21 protein-coding genes and 1 pseudogene are annotated in these 21,636 nt (G+C 69.1%); 9 read left to right on the top strand and 13 right to left on the bottom strand.

Translation table 11 applies throughout. From position 1 onward, the window contains the following. Window positions 1-12 precede the first annotated feature (12 nt). Entirely contained in the window at window positions 13-216 is a 204-nt protein-coding gene (locus PYV02_RS12580) for a cold-shock protein (RefSeq protein ID WP_275759391.1), read from the top strand. 74 nt (window positions 217-290) lie between these two features. Here the strand turns inward: PYV02_RS12580 and PYV02_RS12575 are convergent, their stop codons facing one another. From PYV02_RS12575 to PYV02_RS12560, 4 genes are all read right to left on the bottom strand, one after another. Beyond that, window positions 291-2,063: a DEAD/DEAH box helicase gene (locus PYV02_RS12575; protein WP_275759390.1), complete on the bottom strand. Its 1,773-nt coding sequence runs from the start codon at window positions 2,061-2,063 to the stop codon at window positions 291-293. Between the two features lie 74 nt (window positions 2,064-2,137). Next, window positions 2,138-3,385, bottom strand: a complete 1,248-nt coding sequence (gene dinB, locus PYV02_RS12570; protein WP_275759389.1) for a DNA polymerase IV — start codon at window positions 3,383-3,385, stop codon at window positions 2,138-2,140. Between the two features lie 70 nt (window positions 3,386-3,455). After that, complete coding sequence (locus PYV02_RS12565; RefSeq protein ID WP_275759388.1) at window positions 3,456-3,716, bottom strand: GlsB/YeaQ/YmgE family stress response membrane protein; 261 nt, start codon at window positions 3,714-3,716, stop codon at window positions 3,456-3,458. A 147-nt stretch (window positions 3,717-3,863) separates the two neighbouring features. Beyond that, window positions 3,864-4,130 (bottom strand): GlsB/YeaQ/YmgE family stress response membrane protein, encoded by a 267-nt coding sequence (locus tag PYV02_RS12560; protein ID WP_275759387.1) that lies wholly within the window; start codon window positions 4,128-4,130, stop codon window positions 3,864-3,866. A 160-nt stretch (window positions 4,131-4,290) separates the two neighbouring features. On the opposite strand from PYV02_RS12560, the gene PYV02_RS12555 reads away from it, so the two are divergent. Continuing rightward, window positions 4,291-5,055, top strand: a complete 765-nt coding sequence (locus tag PYV02_RS12555) for an SGNH/GDSL hydrolase family protein (protein ID WP_275759386.1) — start codon at window positions 4,291-4,293, stop codon at window positions 5,053-5,055. Between the two features lie 7 nt (window positions 5,056-5,062). Here PYV02_RS12555 and PYV02_RS12550 read toward each other — a convergent pair whose 3' ends face one another. The 3 genes and pseudogenes from PYV02_RS12550 to PYV02_RS12540 form a co-directional block, all read right to left on the bottom strand. Next, window positions 5,063-6,178: a fatty acid desaturase family protein gene (locus PYV02_RS12550; RefSeq protein ID WP_275759384.1), complete on the bottom strand. Its 1,116-nt coding sequence runs from the start codon at window positions 6,176-6,178 to the stop codon at window positions 5,063-5,065. Between the two features lie 98 nt (window positions 6,179-6,276). Next, window positions 6,277-7,503, bottom strand: coding sequence for a D-alanyl-D-alanine carboxypeptidase family protein (locus PYV02_RS12545; protein WP_275759383.1), 1,227 nt, complete (start codon window positions 7,501-7,503; stop codon window positions 6,277-6,279). Between the two features lie 19 nt (window positions 7,504-7,522). Next, window positions 7,523-9,071, bottom strand: a pseudogene (locus tag PYV02_RS12540) (APC family permease). Between the two features lie 60 nt (window positions 9,072-9,131). Here PYV02_RS12540 and PYV02_RS12535 point away from each other — a divergent pair. Further along, entirely contained in the window at window positions 9,132-10,040 is a 909-nt protein-coding gene (locus tag PYV02_RS12535; RefSeq protein ID WP_275759381.1) for an aminoglycoside phosphotransferase family protein, read from the top strand. On the opposite strand, the gene PYV02_RS12530 is transcribed toward PYV02_RS12535, so the two are convergent. After that, window positions 10,027-10,827, bottom strand: a complete 801-nt coding sequence (locus tag PYV02_RS12530; protein WP_275759380.1) for a TrmH family RNA methyltransferase — start codon at window positions 10,825-10,827, stop codon at window positions 10,027-10,029. The genes PYV02_RS12535 and PYV02_RS12530 overlap by 14 nt on opposite strands. A gap of 61 nt (window positions 10,828-10,888) precedes the next feature. Here PYV02_RS12530 and PYV02_RS12525 point away from each other — a divergent pair, with 61 nt between their 5' ends. From PYV02_RS12525 to PYV02_RS12515, 3 genes are read left to right on the top strand one after another with little or no spacing between them, the layout of a single operon-like run. Further along, complete coding sequence (locus PYV02_RS12525; RefSeq protein WP_275759379.1) at window positions 10,889-11,725, top strand: NAD-dependent protein deacetylase; 837 nt, start codon at window positions 10,889-10,891, stop codon at window positions 11,723-11,725. A gap of 45 nt (window positions 11,726-11,770) precedes the next feature. Next, window positions 11,771-12,385 (top strand): histidine phosphatase family protein, encoded by a 615-nt coding sequence (locus PYV02_RS12520; protein ID WP_275759378.1) that lies wholly within the window; start codon window positions 11,771-11,773, stop codon window positions 12,383-12,385. Window positions 12,386-12,387: 2 nt separating this feature from the next. Next, on the top strand, window positions 12,388-12,849 hold the full coding sequence (locus PYV02_RS12515) for a YbaK/EbsC family protein (protein ID WP_275759377.1): 462 nt from the start codon (window positions 12,388-12,390) through the stop codon (window positions 12,847-12,849). Here the strand turns inward: PYV02_RS12515 and PYV02_RS12510 are convergent. Further along, complete coding sequence (locus PYV02_RS12510) at window positions 12,818-13,909, bottom strand: glycosyltransferase family 4 protein (protein WP_275759376.1); 1,092 nt, start codon at window positions 13,907-13,909, stop codon at window positions 12,818-12,820. The genes PYV02_RS12515 and PYV02_RS12510 overlap by 32 nt on opposite strands. After that, window positions 13,906-14,811 (bottom strand): alpha/beta fold hydrolase, encoded by a 906-nt coding sequence (locus tag PYV02_RS12505; RefSeq protein WP_275759375.1) that lies wholly within the window; start codon window positions 14,809-14,811, stop codon window positions 13,906-13,908. The genes PYV02_RS12510 and PYV02_RS12505 overlap by 4 nt, the downstream gene beginning before the upstream one ends. 63 nt (window positions 14,812-14,874) lie before the next feature. On the opposite strand from PYV02_RS12505, the gene treS reads away from it, so the two are divergent. Further along, window positions 14,875-16,584 carry a maltose alpha-D-glucosyltransferase gene (gene treS, locus PYV02_RS12500; RefSeq protein ID WP_275759374.1) on the top strand — a complete coding sequence of 570 codons (1,710 nt, stop codon included), beginning with the start codon at window positions 14,875-14,877 and terminating at the stop codon, window positions 16,582-16,584. A 47-nt stretch (window positions 16,585-16,631) separates the two neighbouring features. Next, window positions 16,632-17,909, top strand: a complete 1,278-nt coding sequence (locus tag PYV02_RS15415; RefSeq protein WP_420833633.1) for an exonuclease domain-containing protein — start codon at window positions 16,632-16,634, stop codon at window positions 17,907-17,909. Between the two features lie 78 nt (window positions 17,910-17,987). Here PYV02_RS15415 and PYV02_RS12485 read toward each other — a convergent pair whose 3' ends face one another. The 3 genes from PYV02_RS12485 to glgA all read right to left on the bottom strand — a co-directional run bounded on the left by PYV02_RS12485 (window position 17,988) and on the right by glgA (window position 20,333). After that, complete coding sequence (locus PYV02_RS12485) at window positions 17,988-18,248, bottom strand: type B 50S ribosomal protein L31 (protein WP_275759373.1); 261 nt, start codon at window positions 18,246-18,248, stop codon at window positions 17,988-17,990. A 91-nt stretch (window positions 18,249-18,339) separates the two neighbouring features. Continuing rightward, window positions 18,340-19,122: an ABC transporter ATP-binding protein gene (locus tag PYV02_RS12480; RefSeq protein WP_275759372.1), complete on the bottom strand. Its 783-nt coding sequence runs from the start codon at window positions 19,120-19,122 to the stop codon at window positions 18,340-18,342. A gap of 29 nt (window positions 19,123-19,151) precedes the next feature. After that, on the bottom strand, window positions 19,152-20,333 hold the full coding sequence (glgA, locus tag PYV02_RS12475; RefSeq protein ID WP_275759371.1) for a glycogen synthase: 1,182 nt from the start codon (window positions 20,331-20,333) through the stop codon (window positions 19,152-19,154). 62 nt (window positions 20,334-20,395) lie between these two features. On the opposite strand from glgA, the gene glgC reads away from it, so the two are divergent. Next, window positions 20,396-21,634, top strand: a complete 1,239-nt coding sequence (gene glgC, locus PYV02_RS12470) for a glucose-1-phosphate adenylyltransferase (RefSeq protein ID WP_275759370.1) — start codon at window positions 20,396-20,398, stop codon at window positions 21,632-21,634. Window positions 21,635-21,636: the final 2 nt, after the last annotated feature.

Below are 21,636 nucleotides of genomic sequence, written 5' to 3'. Positions count from 1 at the left end.
GGAGGAGTTTGCATGGCAACAGGTACCGTCAAGTGGTTCAACGCGGAAAAGGGATTCGGCTTCATCGCCCCCGAGGATGGAAGTCCTGACGTGTTCGCCCACTACTCGGCCATCTCGACGAGCGGTTACAAGTCGCTCGACGAGAACCAGAAGGTCGAGTTCGACATCACGCAGGGACCCAAGGGTCCCCAGGCGGAGAACATCCGCCCCCTCTGAACTTGAGAGCTCAGTAAGGAGACGCCCCGGCTATGACAGCCGGGGCGTTTCTCATTGCCCGGGACCGGGCACGGTCAGCTTCGCAGGCCCTTGCGCAGGTAATCGATGCGCGCCTGCAGCTGCGTGACCGTGGCCTGCGCGACCGCAGGCCCGCCGCACACGCGACGGAGTTCGGCGTGGATGAGGCCGTGCGGTTCGCCTGAGAGCTTCGCGCGCATCCCCACCAGCGAGTTCAACAGCTTTCGCTGCTCCTTGAGGTTGCGGTACAGCGGGGCGGGCTGCTCCTCGGTCGGGCGTGCGGCCGACCGGCGGGACTGCCGAGCCTGCCGCTGCCGCAGCAGCTCGCGCACCTGCTCGGGCTCGAGGATGCCGGGCAACCCGATGAAGTCGAGCTCCTCGTCACTGCCGGTCGGTGCGGCGAAGCCGAACTCGTCGCCGTCGTAGAGCACCCGGTCGAAGTTGGCGTCGGACTCGATCGCCTCCCAGGTGAACTCGTCGGTGAGCACGTCGCTGGTGGCCTGCTCGCGCTGCTCGGCGGCGAGCAGATCGTCGTCGAGCAGGCCGTCGTCGGCCTTCGGTCGGTCGAGGGCGTGGTCGCGTTCCAGCTCGAGCTGCGTCGCCAACGACATGAGCGAGGGCACACTCGGCAGGAAGATCGAGGCGGTCTCGCCGCGACGCCGCGCACGCACGAAGCGCCCGACGGCCTGTGCGAAGTACAGCGGCGTCGACGCGGAGGTCGCATAGACGCCCACGGCCAGGCGCGGCACGTCGACGCCCTCCGACACCATCCGCACGGCGACCATCCAGCGCCGCTCGCTCGCGGCGTAGGTCTCGATCCGCGACGAGGAGTCCTTCTCGTCCGAGAGCACGACCGTGGGCTGCTCCCCCGTGATCTCGTGCAGGAGCTTCGCATAGGCGCGCGCGGCATCCTGGTCGGTCGCGATCACGAGCCCGCCGGCATCCGGGATCGCGTGCCGCACCTCGCTGAGGCGCACGTCGGCGGCGCGCAGCACCGACGGCATCCACTCCCCCTTCGGATCCAGCGCGGTGCGCCAGGCCTGGGAGGTGACGTCCTTGGTGTCGGGCTCGCCGAGCCGGGCCTCCATCTCGTCGCCCATGCGGGTGCGCCAGCGCATCTTGCCCGCGTAGGCCATGAACATCACCGGCCGCACGACGCCGTCGGCGAGGGCACGGCCATAGCCGTAGGAGTAGTCGGTGAGCGAGGTGCGGATGCCCTTCGCATCCGGCGCGTACGTCACGAACGGGATCGGCGCGGTGTCGCTGCGGAACGGCGTGCCGGTCAGCGACAGGCGTCGGGTGGCGGGTTCGAAGGCCTCGCGGATCGCGTCGCCCCAGCTCAGGGCATCCCCGCCGTGGTGCACCTCGTCGAGGATCACGAGCGTGCGGGCCGACTCGGTGATCTGCCGGTGCAGGGATGCCTTCACCGCCACCTGCGCGTAGGTCACCGCCATGCCGTGGAACCGCCGCCCGCCCCACGCCGCGCCGTTGGCGTACCCGGGGTCGAGGCGCAGTCCCACCCGGTGTGCGGCATCCGCCCACTGACGCTTGAGATGGTCCGTCGGAGCGACCACGGTGACGCGCTCAACGACGCGTCTGGCGATCAGTTCGACGGCGAGCCTCAGGGCGAATGTGGTCTTGCCTGCGCCCGGGGTCGCGGCGGCGAGGAAGTCGCGGGGTTCGCGTTCGAAGTACAGGTCGAGGGCCTCGGCCTGCCAGGCGCGAAGCTTGTCGGCCGTGCCGCGGGCGGCCCGCTCGGGGTAGGCCGGTGAGAGATGCTCCGCCGCGAAGGTGCCGACCGTGGGGCCGGGAAACGGGGAGGTGGTCACTTGATCAGATGGTACCCGAGCCGGACGACACCGATCGGTGATCGAGCCCCGCCCGTCATGGCGCTCGGTCGGGATCAGTCCCGCTGCCCCATCCGGGGCCGTTCGCTGGCCTCGGGACCGAGCAGTCGGGCGGGGCGGATCGCGCCGCGCCCGAAGCGGGCGGTCGCGGCATCCATCGCCTCCTCGGCATCCCGCCAGCCCTCGGAGTCGTCCCACAGTCCGAGCTGTGCGGCGTCGGCATCCTGCAGTTGCTCGGCCCGCACACCGACGAGCCTGATGCGCGCATCGTGCCGCCCGAGCCCGTCGTAGATCGCGCGCACCTCGTCGTAGATGGTGCGGCCGAGGTCGGTCGGTTCGCGGATGGTGCGCGAGCGGGTGATGGTGGTGAAGTCGCCGAAACGCAGCTTCAGCACCACCGTGCGTCCCCGCATACCGGCCCGGCGCAGTCGCACCGCGACCATGTTCGACATGCGCAGCAACTCGCGCCGCACGATCTCAGGGTCGGTGACGTCGGTCTCGAAGGTCATCTCGTGTCCGATGCTCTTCTCGTCCGGCCGGGCGTGCACGTGCCTCGGGTCCCGGCCCCAGGACAGCTCGTGCAGGCGCTGGGCGGCCGACTCGCCGACGATCGCCTGCAGTGCGGGCACGGATGCCGCGGCGATGTCGCCGATCGTGCGGTAGCCGCGTGCGAGCAGCACCTCCTCGGTCTTGCCGCCGACGCCCCAGAGCTTCGCGATCGGCAGCGGGTGGAGAAAGGCGACGGTGCCCTCCAGGGGCACCACGAGCAGCCCATCCGGCTTGGACAGACCGCTGGCGACCTTGGCCACGAACTTCGTCGCCGCCGCTCCGACGGAGACCACCAGGCCCGTCTCGGCGCGGACGCGGGTGCGCAGCAGCTGCGCGACCTGCATCGGGCTGCCGAAGATGCGGCGGGCGCCCGCGACATCGAGGAAGGCCTCGTCTATGCCGAGCTTCTCGACTCGCGGGGTGAGCTCCTCGAAGATCGCCATGACGAGCTTCGAATAGTGCGTGTAGCGCTCGTAGTGGGGTTCGAGCACGATCGCCTGCGGGCAGCGCCGAAGGGCGATGGCCATCGGCAGTGCCGAGTTGACCCCGAACTTGCGCGCCTCGTAGGTGGCGGCGGTGACGATCGAACGGGCGGACGGGTGGCCGACGATCACGGGCTTGCCGACGAGCTCCGGGTGGTCGAGCAGCTCCACGGAGGCGAAGAACGCGTCGAGGTCGGCGTGCAGGATCGTCGCGGTCGCGTCGTCGACGCTGCTCGCGGTGACCTGGCGATCGCTGCCGTCCTGCTTGCCCATGGTGGCATCCTCCCACCCGGGAACGACACGGGGCGGATGCCGTCAGTGGCACCCGCCCCGTGTCGAAGGCCTACCGCGAGGCGCGGCGGCGCGTGATGAGGCCGAAGACGAGCAGCACCACGAGGGCGCCCCCGATGGCGATCAGCCACGACTGGATCGACCAGAAGTTCTCGTATCCGACGCCGGGGATGAGTCCGGCGATCCAGCCGCCGACCATCGCACCGAGCACGCCGAGGATGATGGTGAGGAACCAGCCGGCCTTCTGGCGGAGGATCAGCTTGGCGATGACGCCGGCGATGATGCCGAGGATGAGAAACGAGAACCAGCCCATTGTGCGACTCCAGGAGTTCATGCGGAAGGGGGCCGATTTCGACCCCGCGCCCCAACCTTGGCACCCCGGCATCGCGCGGACAAGACCCGACATGCGCGAATGGGGGGCGGCGCGCTCTTGGCGCACCTCCCCCCACTCGTCGATGGATCAGGCGCGACGTGAGCCGCGCGTGACGAGGCCATAGATCAGCAGCACGACGATCGCGCCGCCGATCGCGAGCAGCCAGGTCTGGAGGGACCAGAAGGTCTCCAGACCGATCCCGAAGATCGCGCTGCCGAGGAATCCGCCCAGGAGCGCTCCGACCACACCCAGCACGAGCGTGATGATCCAGCCGCCACCTTGCGTGCCCGGCAGGATTGCCTTTGCGATTGCACCGGCGACGAGCCCCAGTACGATCCAGCCAAGAATTCCCATGACGACCTCCCAGTCGTTCGGTCATGCCGTCCCGGTTTTCAGGACGCACACAGCCCATCACTCCCCCGGTCGGGGGACAAGCCCCTTGCCCCGACGTGCGCGCCTCTGCTATCGGCGGGTGCACGCGCACCTACGGTGCCGAGTGCGCGAAAATGGAGCCATGTCAGCGCAGCAGCACCCGTGGAGTCGCTACGTCGCCATCGGCGACTCGTTCACCGAGGGCATCGGGGACCCCGAGCCCGGCAGTCCGGGGGGACATCGCGGCTGGGCCGACCGCGTCGCCGAAGTGCTTGCGGCCGACGCCGATGACTTCGCCTACGCGAACCTGGCCATCCGGGGTCGGCTGCTCGATCAGATCGCCGCCGAGCAGGCCGAGGCCGCGATCGCACTGAAACCCGACCTGATCAGCGTCTCCGCGGGAGGCAACGACATCATCCGCCCCGGCACCGATCCGGACGACATCGCGGATCGGTTCGAGGCGCTCATCCGAGTGCTGCGGCGCGACGGGGCGACCGTCGTGATGTTCAACGGGCCCGACATCGGCATGACGCCGGTGCTGAGCCGGGTGCGCGGCAAGGTCGCGATCTACAACGAGAACCTGCGGGCGATCGCTCAGCGCCACGATGCGATCGTCGCCGACATGTGGGCGCTGCGCGAACTCAAGGACCCTCGCATGTGGGCGCCCGACCGCCTGCATTTCTCACCGGTTGGCCACCACACGATCGCGGCCATGGTGCTCGACGCACTGGGTGTCGAGCACGACCTCGAGCCCTTCAAGCCCGAGCCGCTGCCGCCCAAGCAGTGGCGCCAAGCGCGTGTCGAAGACATCGTCTGGGCGCGCGAGCACCTCGTGCCGTGGGTGCTGCGGCGCTTGCGCCACCAGTCCTCGGGCGATCAGATCGAGCCGAAGCGGCCCGCGTTCTAGCCGGCTCCTAGCTGGCGGCGAATCCGGCGTAGCCGTTGCGACCGGCGGCGGGACAGTCGAACGGGTCCCCTCCGGCGCCCAGCCCGACCTCATTGAGGTATCGGATCACGATCCCGTACGAGGTGAACAGCCCGACCTCGGTGTACGGGATGCCGCGGCTCTCGCAGTACTCGCGCACGATCTCGCCCGCCCGCTTGAGGTGGGGTCGCGGCATGCTCGGGAACAGGTGGTGCTCGACCTGGTAGTTCAGCCCGCCCATCACGTGGTTCATGAAGACGCCGCTGGTGATGTTGCGGCTCGTGAGCACCTGGCGACGCAGGAAGTCGACCTTCGAACCCTTCGGCAGGATCGGCATGCCCTTGTGGTTCGGTGCGAACGAGGCGCCCATGTAGACGCCGAACACGGCGAGCATGACCCCGAGGAAGGCGAAGCCGGCACCGAGGGGCAGGATCGCGAAGACGATGGCGACGAGGCCGACGTTGCGCACCAGCAGCAGCACGATCTCGAGCGCCCGCTTGTCCACCTTGCCGGGCGAGAAGACGGTCTTGAAGGCGTGCATGTGCAGGTTCAGACCTTCGAGCAACAGCGCCGGGAAGAACAGATAGCCCTGACGCTTGGCGAGGAATCCGGCGAACGGTCGCAGGCCGACCGCCTTCTCCTTCTGGAAGATGATGAAGTCGGTCTCGATGTCCGGGTCTTTGTCGACCGTGTTCGGGTTCGCGTGGTGGCGGGTGTGCTTGCTCATCCACCACGAGTAGCTGATGCCGACCACGAGGTCGGCCATGAAGCGTCCGGCGAAGTCGTTGGTCTTGCCCGAGGTGAACACCTGCCGGTGCGCGAGCTCGTGGGTGATGAAGGCGTACTGCGTGAACAGCGCCCCCATGACCGCGGCGATGATCAGCACGTACCAGGTGTCCTGCAGCAGCACGAGTCCCGCCCAGGCGGCGGCCATGGCCACGGTGATGCCGGCGAAGACGGCCACGTAGAAACCGACCCTGCGGCGCAGCAGTCCGGCGTCGCGCACGGTGTGCAGCAGCGCGGAGAACTCGCTCAGCGGGTTGCCGATGCCGCGGGGGCCGGTCTTGATGATGCGTGCGGGTACGGCGGAGTTCGCAGAGCTCACGTGGCCTCGAAATCGTAGAATGACTTCCCAGCCACGGGGATGAGCAACTGCTCCAGATGGGGCAACTCTAGCGGTCGTGCCTGTGAGTTGGGTGGAGCCTAGAACAGTTTGTCGGGATTGGTCAGCCGCCACCACGGCCCGGGATCGTCGATCTCGGTGTCGAGCACGAGCGGTACGGTCACGGTGCGATCGGCGGCGGTGAAGGTGACGGTCCCGACCCGGGTGCCCACCTCGCCGAGCGTCACCTCACCCGTCTCCACGACCGCGGTGACGGGGGTGGCCGCCCACAGCGGCAGGGATGCCGCCTCCGCCGCCACGGCGTTGGCGCTGTCGCCCCACGCGGTGCTGTAGCTGCCGAACACCTGGCCGGCCGCCGCGAGGGACACCTCACTGAAGCCGGCATCGACCTCGCCCAGGAGGCCCTCGATCGTCGCGTTGACGGTCGCGTGGTTCGGGCCGCCGAGCACGACCCCGAGCAGCGTCACCGTCTGCGAGCCGACCGCGTAGTCCCACGAGAACAGCAGGCAGGCCCCGGACTCGTCGAGCGTGCCGGTCTTGATCCCGTCGATGCCGCCGACCCCGAGCAGGCCGTTGCGATTCGTGATCGGCCCGAACCCCGGTATATCCATGCTCTTGGTGGCGACGATCTCGGCGAGCACCGGGTTCGCGGTCACCAGTCGGGCGATCTCGATGAGGTCGGTCGTGGAGCTGACGTCGCTGGGTTGGATGCCGGTCGGTTCGGTGATCGTCGTCGCGGTCAGCGAGTGGCGGGCCAACCAGTCGCTCGCGGCGGCGACGTAGCCGTCGATCGAGCCGAAGGCCCAGTTGGCCAGCGACATCGCGTAGTTGTTGGCGGAGGTCATGAGCATGACGTTCATGACGTTGCGCTGCGACATCGCTTGACCGGATGTCACGTCTCCGACCACGCCGTCGAGCGCCAGCATCTGGTCGTAGAAGTCGAGGTCCGCGTCGCCGAACACGATGTCCGGGCCGGCCTCGCCGGGCGCGAGCGGTTTGGCGTCGAGCACGACGAGGGCCGTGATCACCTTGGCGATCGAGGCGATCGGCAGCGGTTCGGTGCTGCCCGAGGAGGTGAGCACTCCGGGGTATCCGACGGCGCCGATCGCCGCGGCCCCGTACCCGGGCAGGGAGACGGCGGGCTGGGATACCGCGGGAGTCGGTACCGGGGGCACCGCGGCATCCACGGCCCGCAGCGGCGCGAGGAGGGTCAGCGGCAGGTAGAAGGCGATGGCGAGCACGAGCGCGGCACTGCCGAACACGGCGATGCGGCGACGCCGGTAGATCTGTCGGCGGGTCAGCGGCACCGATACAGGCTAACCGAGCTCAGACGAGTCCCCCGTCGACGGAGCGGCGGGTCGGCACCGTCTCCTCGGGCACGAGCACCGCGGACGTCTCGTTCAGCGTCTCCCCCCCGGAAGAACGGCTTCGAGCCCGGGAAGAACGACCACACGATCATCAGCACGACGCCCACCGCCAGTGAGCCGATGCCGATCACGAAGACACCGCCGACGCCGAACAGCACGGTGTAGCCGTAGTCCGGATTGAACATGTCGATCGCCGAGAACACGAAGGCCGCGCTGAGGCTGAGCGCTCCCAGCAACGGGAACACGAGCCGGAACACCACGTTGCGCGCCGAGTCGAAGAGGCTGCGTCGAAAGAACCAGACGCAGGCGAATCCGGTGATCGCGTAGTAGAACGCGATCGCCAGTCCGAGCGAGAGGATCGTGTCGGAGAGGAAGTCCTCGCTGATGATCGTCAGCCCCACATAGAACACCGTGGCGACGACGCCCATCACGATGGTGGAGAACGCGGGCGTGAGGTACTTGGGATGCACCATCCCGAACCGCTTCGGCAGCGCCTTGTAGGCGGCCATCGCGAGCGTCCCGCGCGCGGTCGGCAGAATCGTGGTCTGCGTGGAGGAGACCGCCGAGACCATCACGGCGATCACGAGCAGGATGCCGACCGGGCCGAGCAGCACGTCCTTCAGCGCGAAGAACACGTCGTCGGAGTTCGCCTCGTTGCGAAGGCCGAGGCCGGTGTCGCCCAGGCCCGCGTAGGCCATCGCGGCGACGGCGACGCCGACGTAGGTGACGAGCAGGATGACCGTGGAGAGGATCGCTGCCCGCCCCGGCGTGTGCTCGGGGTCCTTGGTCTCCTCGTTGAGCGCGAGGCAGGTGTCCCAGCCCCAGTAGATGAACAGCGCCAGCAGAATCGCCTCCACGAAGCTGCTGAAGTCGCCGAATGCGAACGGGTTGAACCACTCCAGGCTCGGCAGCGTCGACCCGGCCGGCGCCTGACCGGTGGCGATCGCGACGATCACCGCGACCACGAACACGACGAGCGCCAGATACTGGATGCCCAGCAGCACGTTCTGCAGCTTCTCGCCGATCTCGGTCCCCCGGTAGCTGATGAAGGTCATCAGCGCGATGAACGCGACGCCGGTGATCGTGACCACGACGGTGTTCGCAGCGAACTCCGGATACACCAGCAGCCAGAAGTACTTTCCGCCGATCTGCGCGAGGTTCGCGAGCACGACGATGCCGGCGACGGCCACGCCCCATCCCCCCATCCAGCCGATGCGCGGGCCGAAGGCCTTCGTCGCCCAGGTGAACGTCGTGCCGCAGTCCGGCACGGCCCGGTTGAGTTCGCGGTAGGCGAAGGCCACGAAGAACATGGGCACGAACGCGACGATGAAGGCGATGGGCGCCTGGGCGCCGACGGCGAGCACCACGAACCCGAGGGTCGCCACGAGTGAGTAGACGGGTGCCGTCGACGCGAGTCCGATCACCGTCGAGCCGAAGAGGCCGAGTGTGCCGGCGGCGAGGCCCTTACCCTCGCGCGGTGCTGTCGACGTACTGCTGCTACTGGTCATCACGGCTCCGTCCGACGAGGTGTCGAGAGCCTACCGTCGGCACGAGGCTAGGGTCGAGACGTGGAGTGCGTGCCCTTCGATCCCGCCGCGATCGACGCCTACCCGACGAGGTACGCCTGGGATGCCGCGGCCCCCGACCTCGTGGCGCTCATGCTCGAGCGCTGGCACCTCACCCCCGCCGAGTCCTTTCCCGGCGGCCGGGTGGCCGTGGTGCTCGCCGTGACGACCGAGGACGGCATCGACGCGGTGCTGAAGGTCGGCTTTCCCCACGTCGAAGGGGTGTGCGAGGCCGTCGCGCTCGACGCGTGGGGTGCGCCGTTGGCGCCCGCGGTGCTGCGGCAAGACCGGTTCACCTGGAGCCTGCTGCTGGAGCGCGTGCGTCCCGGCACCCCGCTCTCGCACGCGACGCTGCCGACGGACGCCGCGATCGAGATCGCGTGCCGGCTGCATGCCGCGTTCGCCGCCCGCCCGGCGCCGCGCGAGATCCCAGGGCTCGCGGAGATCATGGCACCGTTCGTCGACCAGGCGCACGCGGCGATGCGCACGGCGGCGAGAGACGCGGACCGGGCGCTCGTCGACGCCGGGCTGCGCGACTACGCGGCGCTGCTCGAACTCGACGACGGCGACGCCTTCCTGCACGGCGACTTCAATCCCGGCAACGTGCTCGACGACGGCATGGGCTGGCGGGTGATCGATCCGAAGCCGATGATCGGCGATCCGGCGTTCGATCTTGCGCCGCTGGTGGATCAGCTCGGCGCACCGTGGGGCCTCGCACATCCGTTGGCGGTGCTGCACGAGCGCATGGTTCGCGCGGCGGGTCTGGTCGGAGCCGACCCGCAGCGAGCGATCCGGTGGGCGCATGCCCGCGCGGCGATGGATGTCACGTGGTACCGCGCCGACGGGGATGCCGCGGCCGCCGCGCACGCCCTCGCACGGGTGCGGGGGTGGGCGGCGCTCAGCGCGGCCTGAGCGCCCAGAGCGCGACGGCGGCCGCGGAGGCGACGTTCAGCGAGTCCACCCCGTGCAGCATCGGGATCGTCACCACCGTGTCGGCGCTGCGCAGCGCCGCACGGCTGAGCCCGTCGCCCTCGGTGCCGACGACGATCGCGACCCGCTCGGGGGCGTCGATCGCGAACTCGTCGAGCGCGACGGCGTCGTCCGCCAGCGCGAGGCTCGCGATATGGAACCCCGCGTCGTGCAGCTGCCGGCCGCCCTCCGGCCAGTCCGCCAGTCGCGTCCACGGCACCTGCAGCACCGTGCCCATGCTCACGCGCACGCTGCGGCGGTAGAGCGGGTCGGCGCAGCGCGGGGTCACGAGCACGGCGTCGGCGCCCAGTCCCGCGACCGAGCGGAAGATGGCGCCGACGTTGGTGTGGTCGACCACGTCTTCGATCACCACGACCCGCCGCGCATCTCGCAGCACCTCGGCGACCGGAGCCAGGGGCGGGCGATGCATCGACGCGAGGGCGCCGCGGTGCAGGTGGAAGCCGGTGAGCCGTTCGAGCACCTCGGCCGAACCGACGAACACCGGCGTGTCGGGTTCGAGCATGGGCTCGAGCTCCGGCAGCCATTGCTCGAGCGTGAGCACCGAGCGCACCCGATGACCGGCGCCGATCGCCCGGCCGATCACCTTCGTCGACTCGGCGATGTAGAGACCGCCTGCCGGCTCGGACTTGCGCCGCAGCACGACGTCCGTCAGGCGCGCGTAGTCTTCGAGGCGGGGGTCCTCGAGCGAGTCGATGCGGTGGATGTGCACGAGTCGGAAACATATCCGAAAACTTGCGCGTTTACTCTTGCAGCAGCACGGAAGGAGCGCGATGTCCACGATGACGGTCGATTCGCCCGCGCTCGACTCCGCCGTGGCGGCCCTCGAGGGGCGCACGGTGGCGGTGCTGACGGGGGCCGGCGTGAGCACGGACTCCGGCATCCCCGACTATCGCGGCGAGGGCGCGCCTGCGCGTTCGCCGATGACGTTTCAGCAGTTCCTCACCGACGAGCACTATCGCAAGCGCTACTGGGCGGGCAGTCACCTCGGCTGGAAGAGCTTCGGCTCGGCCGAGCCGAACGCCGGACACGTGGCGCTCGCGAACCTGGAGGCCGCGGGCATCGTCGACGGCATCATCACGCAGAACGTCGACGGGCTGCACCTGCGCGCCGGGTCGCAGCGCGTCGTCGACCTGCACGGCACCATGGACCGCGTGCGGTGCCTCACCTGCGGGCAGTTCTTCGCGAGGGCGAACATCGCCGAGCGGCTCGCCGCGGAGAACCCTTGGCTCGAACTGCCCGACGAGGTGGTGCTGAACCCGGACGGCGACGTGCAGATCGCGGCGATCGACGAGTTCGTCATTCCCGCGTGCACCGTGTGCGGCGGCATGCTCAAGCCCGACGTGGTGTTCTTCGGGGAGTTCATCCCGAAGGAGAAGTTCGACGAGGCGAGCGCCTTGATGCGCCGCGCGGACGCGTTGCTGATCGCGGGCTCCTCGCTCGTGGTCAACTCCGGCATCCGCCTGCTCGAGCAGGCGTACCGTCGTCGGCTCCCGATCGTGATCGTCAATCGCGGGGCGACCAAGGGCGACGCGAAGGCGACCGTTAAGATCGATGCCGGGGCATCCGAGACGCTCGCGACGCTGCTCGTCAGGCTCGGCGACCGCTGACCGACCACCGGTCGGGTCGGTCGACCGGCCCCCGGGAAGGAACGCGTGCTGCTCTACCTCGTCCGCCACGGTGAGACCGACTGGAACCTGGCCAGACGCATCCAGGGCGCGACCGACGTGCCGCTCAACGACACGGGCCGGGCGCAGGCGTTGGCGACCGGTCGACTGCTCTCCCGACGCCACCTCGACGCGGTGATCACCAGTCCGCTCTCCCGCGCCTTCGAGACCGGTGCGATCATCGCCGCCGAGCTGGGACTGCCGACACCGAGCACCGACGCCGACCTGGTCGAGCGCCAGTACGGCGAAGCCGAGGGACTCGACTATCGCGAGATCGCGGAGCGCTTCCCGAACGACGCCCCGGTGCCGGGGCGCGAGTCCCGCGAGGCGGTCGTCGAGCGGGTGCTGCCGGCGCTGATGGCGATCGCGCAGTCCCACGAGGGCGAGTCGGTGGTCGTCGTCAGTCATGGCGGCGTCATCCGCTCGGTGCTCGGCGCCGTCGATCCGGACCGCGAGCATCCGGCGATCACCAACGGGTCGATCCACAGCTTCCGCTACGTCGACGGCGCCTTCAGCCTCATCGCCTTCGACGACCCGATCGACGAGCTCTCGGAGCACGGCGAGGACTTCGCCACCCAGAACCCGATCGAGGCGAGGGGCTGAGCGTGGACGCGAGGGCGGAGCGGTTCGCGTCGCGACTGGCCGAACGCGGCATCCTCATCGAGCCGCGCGAGATGGATGCCTCGACCCACACCGCCGCGCAGGCCGCCGCGGCGCTCGGCTGCGGGGTCGAGGCCATCGTCAAGAGCCTGCTCTTCTTGCGTGACGACGAGCCGGTGCTGGTGCTGGCCTCCGGCCCGAACCGCGTGGACACCACGCTGCTGGCCGAACTCCTCGGCGGCGAGGTGCGGATGGCGGACGCCAAGCGCGTGAAGGCGGAGACGGGGTCATCGATCGGCGGGGTGCCGCCGCTGGGTCATCCCGAGCCGTTGCGTACGGTGATGGACGAGACGCTGTTGCGACTGCCGGTGGTCTGGGCCGCCGCGGCCAGCGCCACCTCGGTCTTTGCGATCGAGCCGGCGAGGCTGGCCGAGCTCACCGACGCGACGATCGCGCGCGTCGCCTAGCGACCGTCTCCTCGAGCACGGTGAGCAGCTTGCGCGCTGCAGCCTCCCAGGTGAACAGCGCGGCCCGCTCGCGAGCGGCGAGGCTGCGGCGACGCCATTCGGTGTCGTCCTCGAGCGTGCGCACCGCCGCGACGAAGGAATCGACGTCGTTCGGGTCGAAGAACCCCGCCGGTTCGCCGCCGATCTCGCGGAAGATCGGGATGTCGCTGAGCACCGCCGGCGTGCCGACGGCCATCGCCTCGACGACCGGCAGGCCGAAGCCTTCGTCCTTGGACGCGGAGACGAGCGCGGTCGCGCGCAGCAGGGCCGCCTGGTAGTCCTCGTCGCTCGCACCGTCGAAGAACCGCACCGAGCCCTCGGGGGCGAGCGCCTCGATGCGAGCGCGATCCTCGGCGCTCACGCGGCTCATCAGGTCGAGGGTCCAGCCGGGCAGCTGCTGCATCGCGCGAGCCAGCAGGTCGACGTTCTTGTAGGGCATGAACGATCCCATGTAGACCAGCTCGCGCGTCTCCGGAGCGGCCCGATCGGGCACGTTCGGCGGCACGTCGGTGCCGAGCCAGACGACCGTGACCGGGTTGCGGGTCATCCGGTGCTCGATCATGAGGTCGCGGGTGGTGGCCGAATCGGTCAGGTGCGCGTCGGCGAGGTTCAGCACCGCGCGCTGGAACCCGTACCAGAGGTGATAGACCCGCCAGATCAACCGAACCGGCCAGGGCAGATCGCGCGGCGGTGTGCGGTGCGTGTAGTAGATGAGGTCGTGCACGGTCGTCACGAGGGCGTACCGGCGCCCGAGCGGCCCCATGGTCTGCATCGGCGTGAACACGATGTCGGGCGCGAAGCGGTTGACGTGACGGGCCACCCACGGCTCCCCAGCGCCGGTCGGCGGGGGCCCCATCACCCACGGCAGGTCGGGCAGCATCTCCAGCTGGCGCTCGTCGGAGATGAGCATGGTGACATCCGGATGCAGCTTCGCGAGTTCCTCGACGAGGCGCGCCCCGAAGCGGCTGATGCCGTCGTGCCGGCCCAGGCGCGTGTAGCGGGAGTCGAAGATCACCTTCACGCGGTCACGACCTCTCCGGCGCCGAGGAACGCGACGATCGCCTCGGCCGCCTCGCGGGGCTTCTCGTAGTGCACGAGGTGACCGACGCCGGGGATGATCACGAGCCGGGCATCCGGGAACAGCGTCGCGAGCCGCTCCTGCGCCGCGACCGTGGTGATCGGGTCGCGGTCGGCACCCACCAGCAGCGTGGGCACCGCGATCGAGGGGGCGAACATCGACACGTCGGAGGAGATGGATGCCTCGAACCCCTCCACGACGCTGTCGCGGTCCGCGTAGCGGCTGAAGTAGGTGTGATGCTGATCGTGCACCCAGCGGCGCAGCTCGCGGTCGCTCGACTGGGCGAGGAACGCGCTCATGAATCGCACGATGAGCCAGTTGCCCAGCAGCGCCGAGCCGAGGCGTGGGGGCAGGGCACGGGCTGCCCGGTAGTAGAACAGCGTGAGACGGCTGAGGAAGCCGTTCGGTCCCTTGAGTGCCGGTGCCGCGATCGGGTTGACGAGCACGAGGCGCGGCGTCGAGAGGCCATCGGCGACGGCGGCCGCGGCGACGATCGAGCCGAAGGAATGACCCAGCACGACGGCCTGGCCGGTCAGGCCGAGCGCGTCGACGAAGGCACGCAACCATCCGGCGTATCCCGGGATGTCGTGGGCACCGATCGCGAGCCGGTCCGAGGCGCCGAACCCGGGCAGATCCGGACTGATCACGCGCACGCCGCGCAACTGGGCGACGACGGGCTCGAGCCCGTGGTGCTCGCCCCGGTAGCCGTGCACGAACACGATCGTGGTCGAGGCGTCGCTCGGCCCGTACTCCCAGTAGTGGGTGTCGCCGCCCGCGATGCGCACGACGTGCTCACGAGCCGGGACCGCCGCCAGCAGCGCCGCGTAGGGGGATTCGACGCTCACGCATCCGATTCTAGGCACTCGGCCCGCATGGCAAGCGCTTGCACCCGGCCCTAGACTCTGAGCGTGAGTTTCACCGCGCCCATCACCCTCCCCGGCCTCGCCCTCGACCCCCAGTGGTATCGCCGCGCCGTGTTCTACGAGGTCATGGTGCGCTCGTTCTACGACTCGAACGGCGACGGCTCGGGCGACCTCTCCGGACTCATCTCGAAACTCGACTATCTGCAGTGGCTCGGCGTGGACGCGCTGTGGATTCCGCCGTTCTACAAGTCCCCGTTGCGCGACGGTGGCTACGACGTCGCCGACTTCACCTCGGTGCTGCCCGAGTTCGGCACCCTCGACGAGTTCAAGGACCTCGTCACGAAGGCCCACGAACGCAACATGCGCATCGTGATCGACTATCCGTTGAACCACACCTCCGATCAGCACGAGTGGTTCCAGCAGTCCCGTCAGGACCCCGAAGGGCCGTACGGGGACTTCTACGTGTGGAGCGACACCGACGAGAAGTACCCGAACATCCGCATCATCTTCGTGGACACCGAGGAGTCCAACTGGACCTTCGACCCCGTGCGACGGCAGTTCTTCTTCCACCGATTCTTCTCGCACCAGCCCGACCTCAACTTCGAGAACCCCGCCGTGCGCCAGGCGACGCTCGACGTGATCCGGCACTGGATGGATCTCGGCGTCGACGGCATCCGTCTCGACGCGATCCCCTACCTCTTCGAGTCCGAGGACGGCAACGGCGAGGGCGAGCCGAAGACCCACGAGTTCATCAAGGAGATCCGGGCGATGGTGGACCGGGACTACCCGGGGCGCGTGCTCATCGCCGAGGCGAACCAGTGGCCGGCCGAGACGGCGGCCTTCTTCGGCACCGACGAGGAGCCGGAGTGTCACATGGCCTTCGACTTCCCGGTGATGCCGCGCATCTTCTACTCGCTGCGCTCCCAGAACGCCACCGAGTTGGTGCGCGTGCTCGCGGAGACTACGGAGGTACCCACCGGAGCGGCGTGGGGAGTCTTCCTGCGCAACCACGACGAGCTGACCCTCGAGATGGTCAGCGAGGAGTACCGCCAGGCGATGTACGGCTGGTACGCCTACGACCCGCGGATGCGCTCGAACGTGGGCATCCGTCGTCGACTCGCTCCCCTGCTCGACAACTCGCGCGCCGAGCTCGAGCTCGCCCACGCCCTGCTCTTCAGCCTCCAGGGCAGCCCGTTCCTGTACTACGGCGACGAGATCGGCATGGGCGACAACATCTGGCTGCCGGATCGCGACTCGAGTCGAACGCCCATGCAGTGGACGCCCGACCGCAACGCCGGCTTCTCCAGCGCGGACCCCGGCAAGCTCTACCTGCCGATCGTGCAATCCCTGGTCTACAACTACAACCTCATCAACGTCGAGTCGCAGCTCGCCCAGTCCCGTTCACTGCTGCACTGGGTGCGCAACGTCATCCACGTGCGCAAGGGGCACCCGACCTTCGGGCTCGGCGGCCTGCGCGTGCTGCCGACCGATCACGACTCCGTGCTGGCCTTCGTGCGCGAGTACGAGGGCGAGAGCGCGACCTTCGGCGATTCCCCCGAGAGCGTGCTGTGCGTGTTCAGCTTCTCGCACAATCCCGTCGCGGCGACGATCAAGGTTGAGGGCCACGAGGGGGCCACGCTCTACGACCTGTTCGGGGGCAGCCAGTTCCCGTCCGTCGGAGAAGACGGCTCACTCACCCTGACGCTCGGCACCCAATCGTTCTACTGGCTCCATCTCGGCGAATCTGCGCGCTGACGCCGCGCCTGAGCCTCGCTGTCGCACCCGCCTCCTACCCTGATCGCATGGAACACTGGGGCCGGCTCGGCGTCTTCGACCTCGAGACCACGGGCGTCGACGTCGACACCGCTCGCATCGTCTCCGCGTGCGTCGCGGTGCTGGATGCCGCCGGTGATGTCATCGCGAGATGGGACTGGCTCGCCGACCCCGGCATCGAGATCCCGGAGGCCGCAGCCGCCGTGCACGGCATCACCACCGAGCGCGCCCGTGCCGAGGGTCGTTCGGCCGCGCTGGTGGTCGCGGAGATCACCTCGGCGCTTCGGGTGCTGTTCGATACCGGGATGCCCGTGGTCGTCTACAACGCGCCCTACGACCTGTCCCTGCTCGACCGCGAGTGCCGACGCCACGACCTGACGCCGATCGGTGTGCCGTTCCCGGTGATCGACCCGCTCGTCGTCGACAAGGCTGTCGATCGCTACCGCAAGGGAAAGCGCACGCTGGAGGTCACCGCCGAGCGCTACGGGGTCTCCCTGGAGGGCGCTCACGACGCCGGTGCCGACGCGATCGCCGCCGGTCGGGTCGCGCTCGCGATCGCGCGCGCGTATCCGGAGCAGCTCGACATCGATCTCTCGGAGCTGCACCGACGTCAAGCGGGCTGGTACGCGGAGCAGGCCGTGAGCTTCCAGGAGTACATCCGTCGGGTCAAGGGTGACGACGCGTTCGTCGCCGACCTGGAATGGCCGCTGCGGCAGGCCGCGGCCCCGAGCAGCTATCAGGACACCCAGCCCCTGCCGCCACTGGAGCCGAGGCCGAGTCAGACGGTGCCGGTGATCGACATCTACGCGCCATCGCTGCCGGCGCTCGAGGGCCTCGAGCCCGCCGAGCCGGTGAGCCTGTACGCGTCCGCTCCCCCGCCGGCCGCACCCAAGCGACCCACCGTGCTGCGCGTCGCCGCGGGCATCGTCACCGATCCGGCCGGCCGCACCCTCGTGGTGCGCAAGCGAGGCAGCGGTGTGTTCATGCAGGCGGGCGGCAAGATCGAGCCCGGTGAGAGCGCCATCGACGCCCTGGTGCGCGAGCTGCGCGAGGAGATCGGCCTCGAGATCGATCTCGACAGCACCGAGTACCTCGGCAGTTTCCGAGCGGTCGCCGCGAACGAGCCCGACACGGTCATCCGCGCCGAGGTCTTCGCCCTCGCCGTGGGGTACGAGACCTACCGACCGGGTGCGGAGATCGAAGAGCTGCTGTGGCTGGAGAGCGTGGATGCCGCCGTCGAGTTGGCTCCCCTCACCCGCGACACGATCCTCCCGCTGTGGGTGGAGCGCCGGTCAGCGCTCTTCTGATCCGTCGGCGGACCGCCGCGCGACCGTGGGGAACGACGAAGGGCGCCGGAGAACCGGCGCCCTTCGTGGTGGTATCGGCTACTTGCCGTCCTTCTTGCCGAAGGCGGCGTAGCGGGAGTTGAACTTCTCGACGCGACCGGCGGAGTCCATGATGCGCTGCTTGCCCGTGTAGAACGGGTGCGACTCCGACGAGATCTCGACGTCGATCACCGGGTAGGTCGTGCCGTCCAGCTCGATGGTCTTGTCGCTCGTCGCGGTCGAGCGCGTGAGGAAGGTGGCTCCGGACGCGAGGTCGCGGAAGACGATCTGGGCGTATGCGGGGTGAATGTCCGACTTCATGGTGTTTCCCTGAATGTTGAGTGCGATGCAGAACTGAATGCGGTGCTGCGAAAGTCCGTGGCCTTGAGCCAAGGATCGATGGTACCAGAGATCAGGCGGCGCGGGCGGCGAATCGCCCGGCCTCGACGGAGACCACCAGTGGTAGGCCGAACGCCGCGCTGAGGTTCTCCGAGGTGATCACTTGCGCGATCTCCCCGGCGGCCAGCACCGCACCCTCGGCGAGCAGCAGCGCGTGCGTGAAGCCGGGAGGGATCTCCTCGACGTGGTGGGTGACCATGACGATCGCGGGCGACTCCTCGGCCCGGGCGAAGCCGCCGAGCAGTCCGACGAGCTCCTCACGCGCCCCGAGGTCGAGGCTCGCCGCGGGCTCGTCGAGCAGCAGCAGCTCCGGGTCGGTCATCACGGAGCGCGCGATCTGCACGCGCTTCTGCTCGCCGTCGCTCAGGTCGCCGAAGCGGCGATCCTCGAGGTGGCTGAGCTTCCACTCGGCGAGCACGCGCTGCGCCCGGCGCAGGTCGATCTCGTCGTAGTCCTCGTTCCAGCGCCCGGTGACCGAGTACGCGGCGGTGAGCACCACGTCGATCACGCGCTCGTCGCGCGGAACCCGACGGGCGAGCGCGGTGGAGGCGAAACCGATGCGCGGCCGGAGATCGAAGACGTCCACCTTGCCGAGGGCGTCGTCGAGCACCTGCACCCGCCCCTGTGTGGGGTGCATCTGCGCGGCTGCGAGCTGCAACAGCGTGGTCTTGCCCGCGCCGTTCGGACCGAGGATGACCCAACGTTCGGCGGCATCCACCGTCCACGTCACGGACTTGAGGATGCTCGTGCCATCACGCACTACGGACACGTCGGAGAACTGGAGAACGCTGGACATGATGACTCCAGCCTAGGCGCTGCCGGAGCTCACGTGAGCGCGGCGTAGATCTGCCGGGTGCGTGTCGCGATGCTCGACCAGCTGAACTCGTTCTGGGCCCGCAGGCGACCGGCCTCGCCCATGCGCCGTGCCGACTCCGGGTCGGCGACGACCTCGGTGAGGATGCGCGCGAGATCGGCGACGAAGCGCTCCGGGTCGAGGGGCGTGCCGGTGCCGTCATCGAGCTGCTCGATCGGCACGAGCCGTCCGGTCACCCCGTCGTCGACGACCTCGGGGATGCCGCCGGTGGCGGTACCGACGACGGCGGCACCGCACGCCATGGCCTCCAGGTTCACGATGCCGAGCGGCTCGTACACCGAGGGGCACACGAATGTGGTGGCCTGGGTGAGCACGGCGGAGAGCTCGTGCTGGCTGAGCATGCGATCGAGCCACACCACACCGGTGCGCTCGGCTTGCAGCGCGCGCACGCCGGCCTCGACCTCGGCAAGGATCTCCGGGGTGTCCGGGGCGCCGGCGCACAGCACCAGCTGCACCTCGGGCGGGAGCATGGCCGCCGCGCGCAGCAGGTAGGGCAGGCCCTTCTGGCGGGTGATCCGTCCCACGAAGACCACGGACGGCCGGTCGGGGTCGATGCCCAACTCGCGCACGAGCTCGGGCTCGTCGACGGCGTGCCAGCGGTCGAGATCGATGCCGTTGTGCACGACCTGCACACGCTGTTCGTCGAGCCAGGGATAGCTGCGCAGGATGTCGCGGCGCATACCCTCGGACACCGCGATCACCGCGGCCGCGCCGGCGAACGCGGTCGCCTCGATCCAGCCGGACACGCGGTAGCCGCCGCCGAGCTGTTCGGCCTTCCAGGGACGCAGCGGCTCCAGGCTGTGCGCCGTGACGACGTGCGGGATGCCGTGCAGCAGCGAGGCGAGGTGCCCGGCGGCATTGGCGTACCAAGTGTGGGAGTGCACGAGGTCGGCGCCCGCGACATCCTGTGCGATCTGCAGGTCGACGCCCATCGCCTGCAGCGCCGGATTCGCCTCGGTGAGACCGGGCGGCACGAGGTAGGAGTACACCTCCGGCTCGTCGCGCGGCAGGCCGAAGCACCGCACGACGACATCGAGATCGGTGCGGAGGGCCCTGACGAGTTCGGCGACGTGCACGCCGGCACCGCCGTACACCTCCGGCGGATACTCCCGGGTGATCATGTCGACGCGCATTCTTCGACGTTAGTACAGCCCGTCGTCACGCCGGTCGCCGCGGGCGCGCCTAGGCTGGGCGCATGCCAACGACGAGGGTGTTCGGAATCGTCCTTGCGGGGGGCGAGGGCAAGCGCCTCATGCCGCTGACGGCGGACCGCGCCAAGCCAGCCGTGCCGTTCGGCGGCGGGTACCGCCTGATCGACTTCGCGCTCAGCAATCTCATCAACTCGGGGCTTCGCCAGGTGGTCGTGCTGACCCAGTACAAGTCCCACAGCCTCGACCGCCACATCTCCCAGACCTGGCGTCTGAGCGGCCTGTTGAACGCCTACGTCGCTTCGGTGCCGGCCCAGCAGCGACTCGGCAAGCGCTGGTTCAGCGGGTCGGCGGACGCGATCCTGCAGAGCCTGAATCTGTTGCGCGACGAGAAGCCCGACATCGTCATCGTCGTCGGTGCCGACCACGTCTACCGCATGGACTTCAGTCAGATGGTCGACGCGCACATCGCCTCCGGGCTCGGACTGACGGTCGCCGCGATCCGGCAGCCGATCGCCCTCGCGGACCAGTTCGGCGTGATCGAGGTCGATTCCGACGATCCGACCCGCATCGCCGCGTTCCACGAGAAGCCGCAGAAGGCCGTTGGACTGCCCGACTCCCCCGGCGAGGTGCTCGCCTCGATGGGCAACTACGTCTTCGACGCCGACGTGCTCATGGATGCCGTGCAGCGCGACGGCGAGCGATCCGACTCCAACCACGACATGGGCGGCGACATCGTGCCCGACTTCGTCTCGCGCGGTCTCGCGGGCGTCTACGACCTCAACCGAAACGAGGTGCCGGGTGCGACGGAGCGCGATCGCTACTACTGGCGCGACGTCGGCACCATCGAGTCGTTCTTCGATGCCCATCAAGACCTGATCTCGGCGCTGCCGATCTTCAACCTCTACAACCGCGAGTGGCCCATCTTCAGCCAGCAGCTCAACTCGCCGCCGGCCAAGTTCGTGCGCGACGCGAAGGGCAACCTGGGTCGCACCATCGACTCGATCTTCTCGCTCGGCTGCGTCATCTCCGGCGCCGACGTCGAACGCAGCGTCATCGGCCCATGGACCACCATCGAGTCCGGGGCGTCGGTAGCCGACGCGGTGCTGTTCGAGCGCGTTCGCATCGGGCCGAACGCGGTCGTGCGTCGCGCTATCCTCGACAAGGATGTCGTCATCGGCGATGGCGCATCCGTCGGAGTCGACCACGACGCCGACCGCGCACGGGGCTTCACGGTCACCGAGACGGGCATCACGGTGGTCGGCAAGGGCGTCGTCGTCAGCTGATC

This window comes from Antiquaquibacter metalliresistens, assembly GCF_029211225.1.
In the GTDB taxonomy this organism is placed as follows: Bacteria; Actinomycetota; Actinomycetes; order Actinomycetales; family Microbacteriaceae; genus Rhodoglobus; species Rhodoglobus metalliresistens.
The sequence above is the reverse complement of the archived record's forward strand: the minus strand, read 5'-3'. Positions and strand labels throughout refer to the sequence as shown.

Coding starts and splice junctions, on each gene's coding strand:
- PYV02_RS12525 (WP_275759379.1), top strand. CDS start 10,889: ATGTCCACGATGACGGTCGATTCGCCCGCGCTCGACTCCGCCGTGGCG.
- PYV02_RS12565 (WP_275759388.1), bottom strand. CDS start 3,716: ATGGGCTGGTTCTCGTTTCTCATCCTCGGCATCATCGCCGGCGTCATC.
- PYV02_RS12485 (WP_275759373.1), bottom strand. CDS start 18,248: ATGAAGTCGGACATTCACCCCGCATACGCCCAGATCGTCTTCCGCGAC.
- PYV02_RS12480 (WP_275759372.1), bottom strand. CDS start 19,122: ATGTCCAGCGTTCTCCAGTTCTCCGACGTGTCCGTAGTGCGTGATGGC.
- PYV02_RS12560 (WP_275759387.1), bottom strand. CDS start 4,130: ATGGGAATTCTTGGCTGGATCGTACTGGGGCTCGTCGCCGGTGCAATC.
- dinB (WP_275759389.1), bottom strand. CDS start 3,385: ATGGGCAAGCAGGACGGCAGCGATCGCCAGGTCACCGCGAGCAGCGTC.
- glgA (WP_275759371.1), bottom strand. CDS start 20,333: ATGCGCGTCGACATGATCACCCGGGAGTATCCGCCGGAGGTGTACGGC.
- PYV02_RS12555 (WP_275759386.1), top strand. CDS start 4,291: ATGTCAGCGCAGCAGCACCCGTGGAGTCGCTACGTCGCCATCGGCGAC.
- PYV02_RS15415 (WP_420833633.1), top strand. CDS start 16,632: ATGGAACACTGGGGCCGGCTCGGCGTCTTCGACCTCGAGACCACGGGC.
- glgC (WP_275759370.1), top strand. CDS start 20,396: ATGCCAACGACGAGGGTGTTCGGAATCGTCCTTGCGGGGGGCGAGGGC.
- PYV02_RS12580 (WP_275759391.1), top strand. CDS start 13: ATGGCAACAGGTACCGTCAAGTGGTTCAACGCGGAAAAGGGATTCGGC.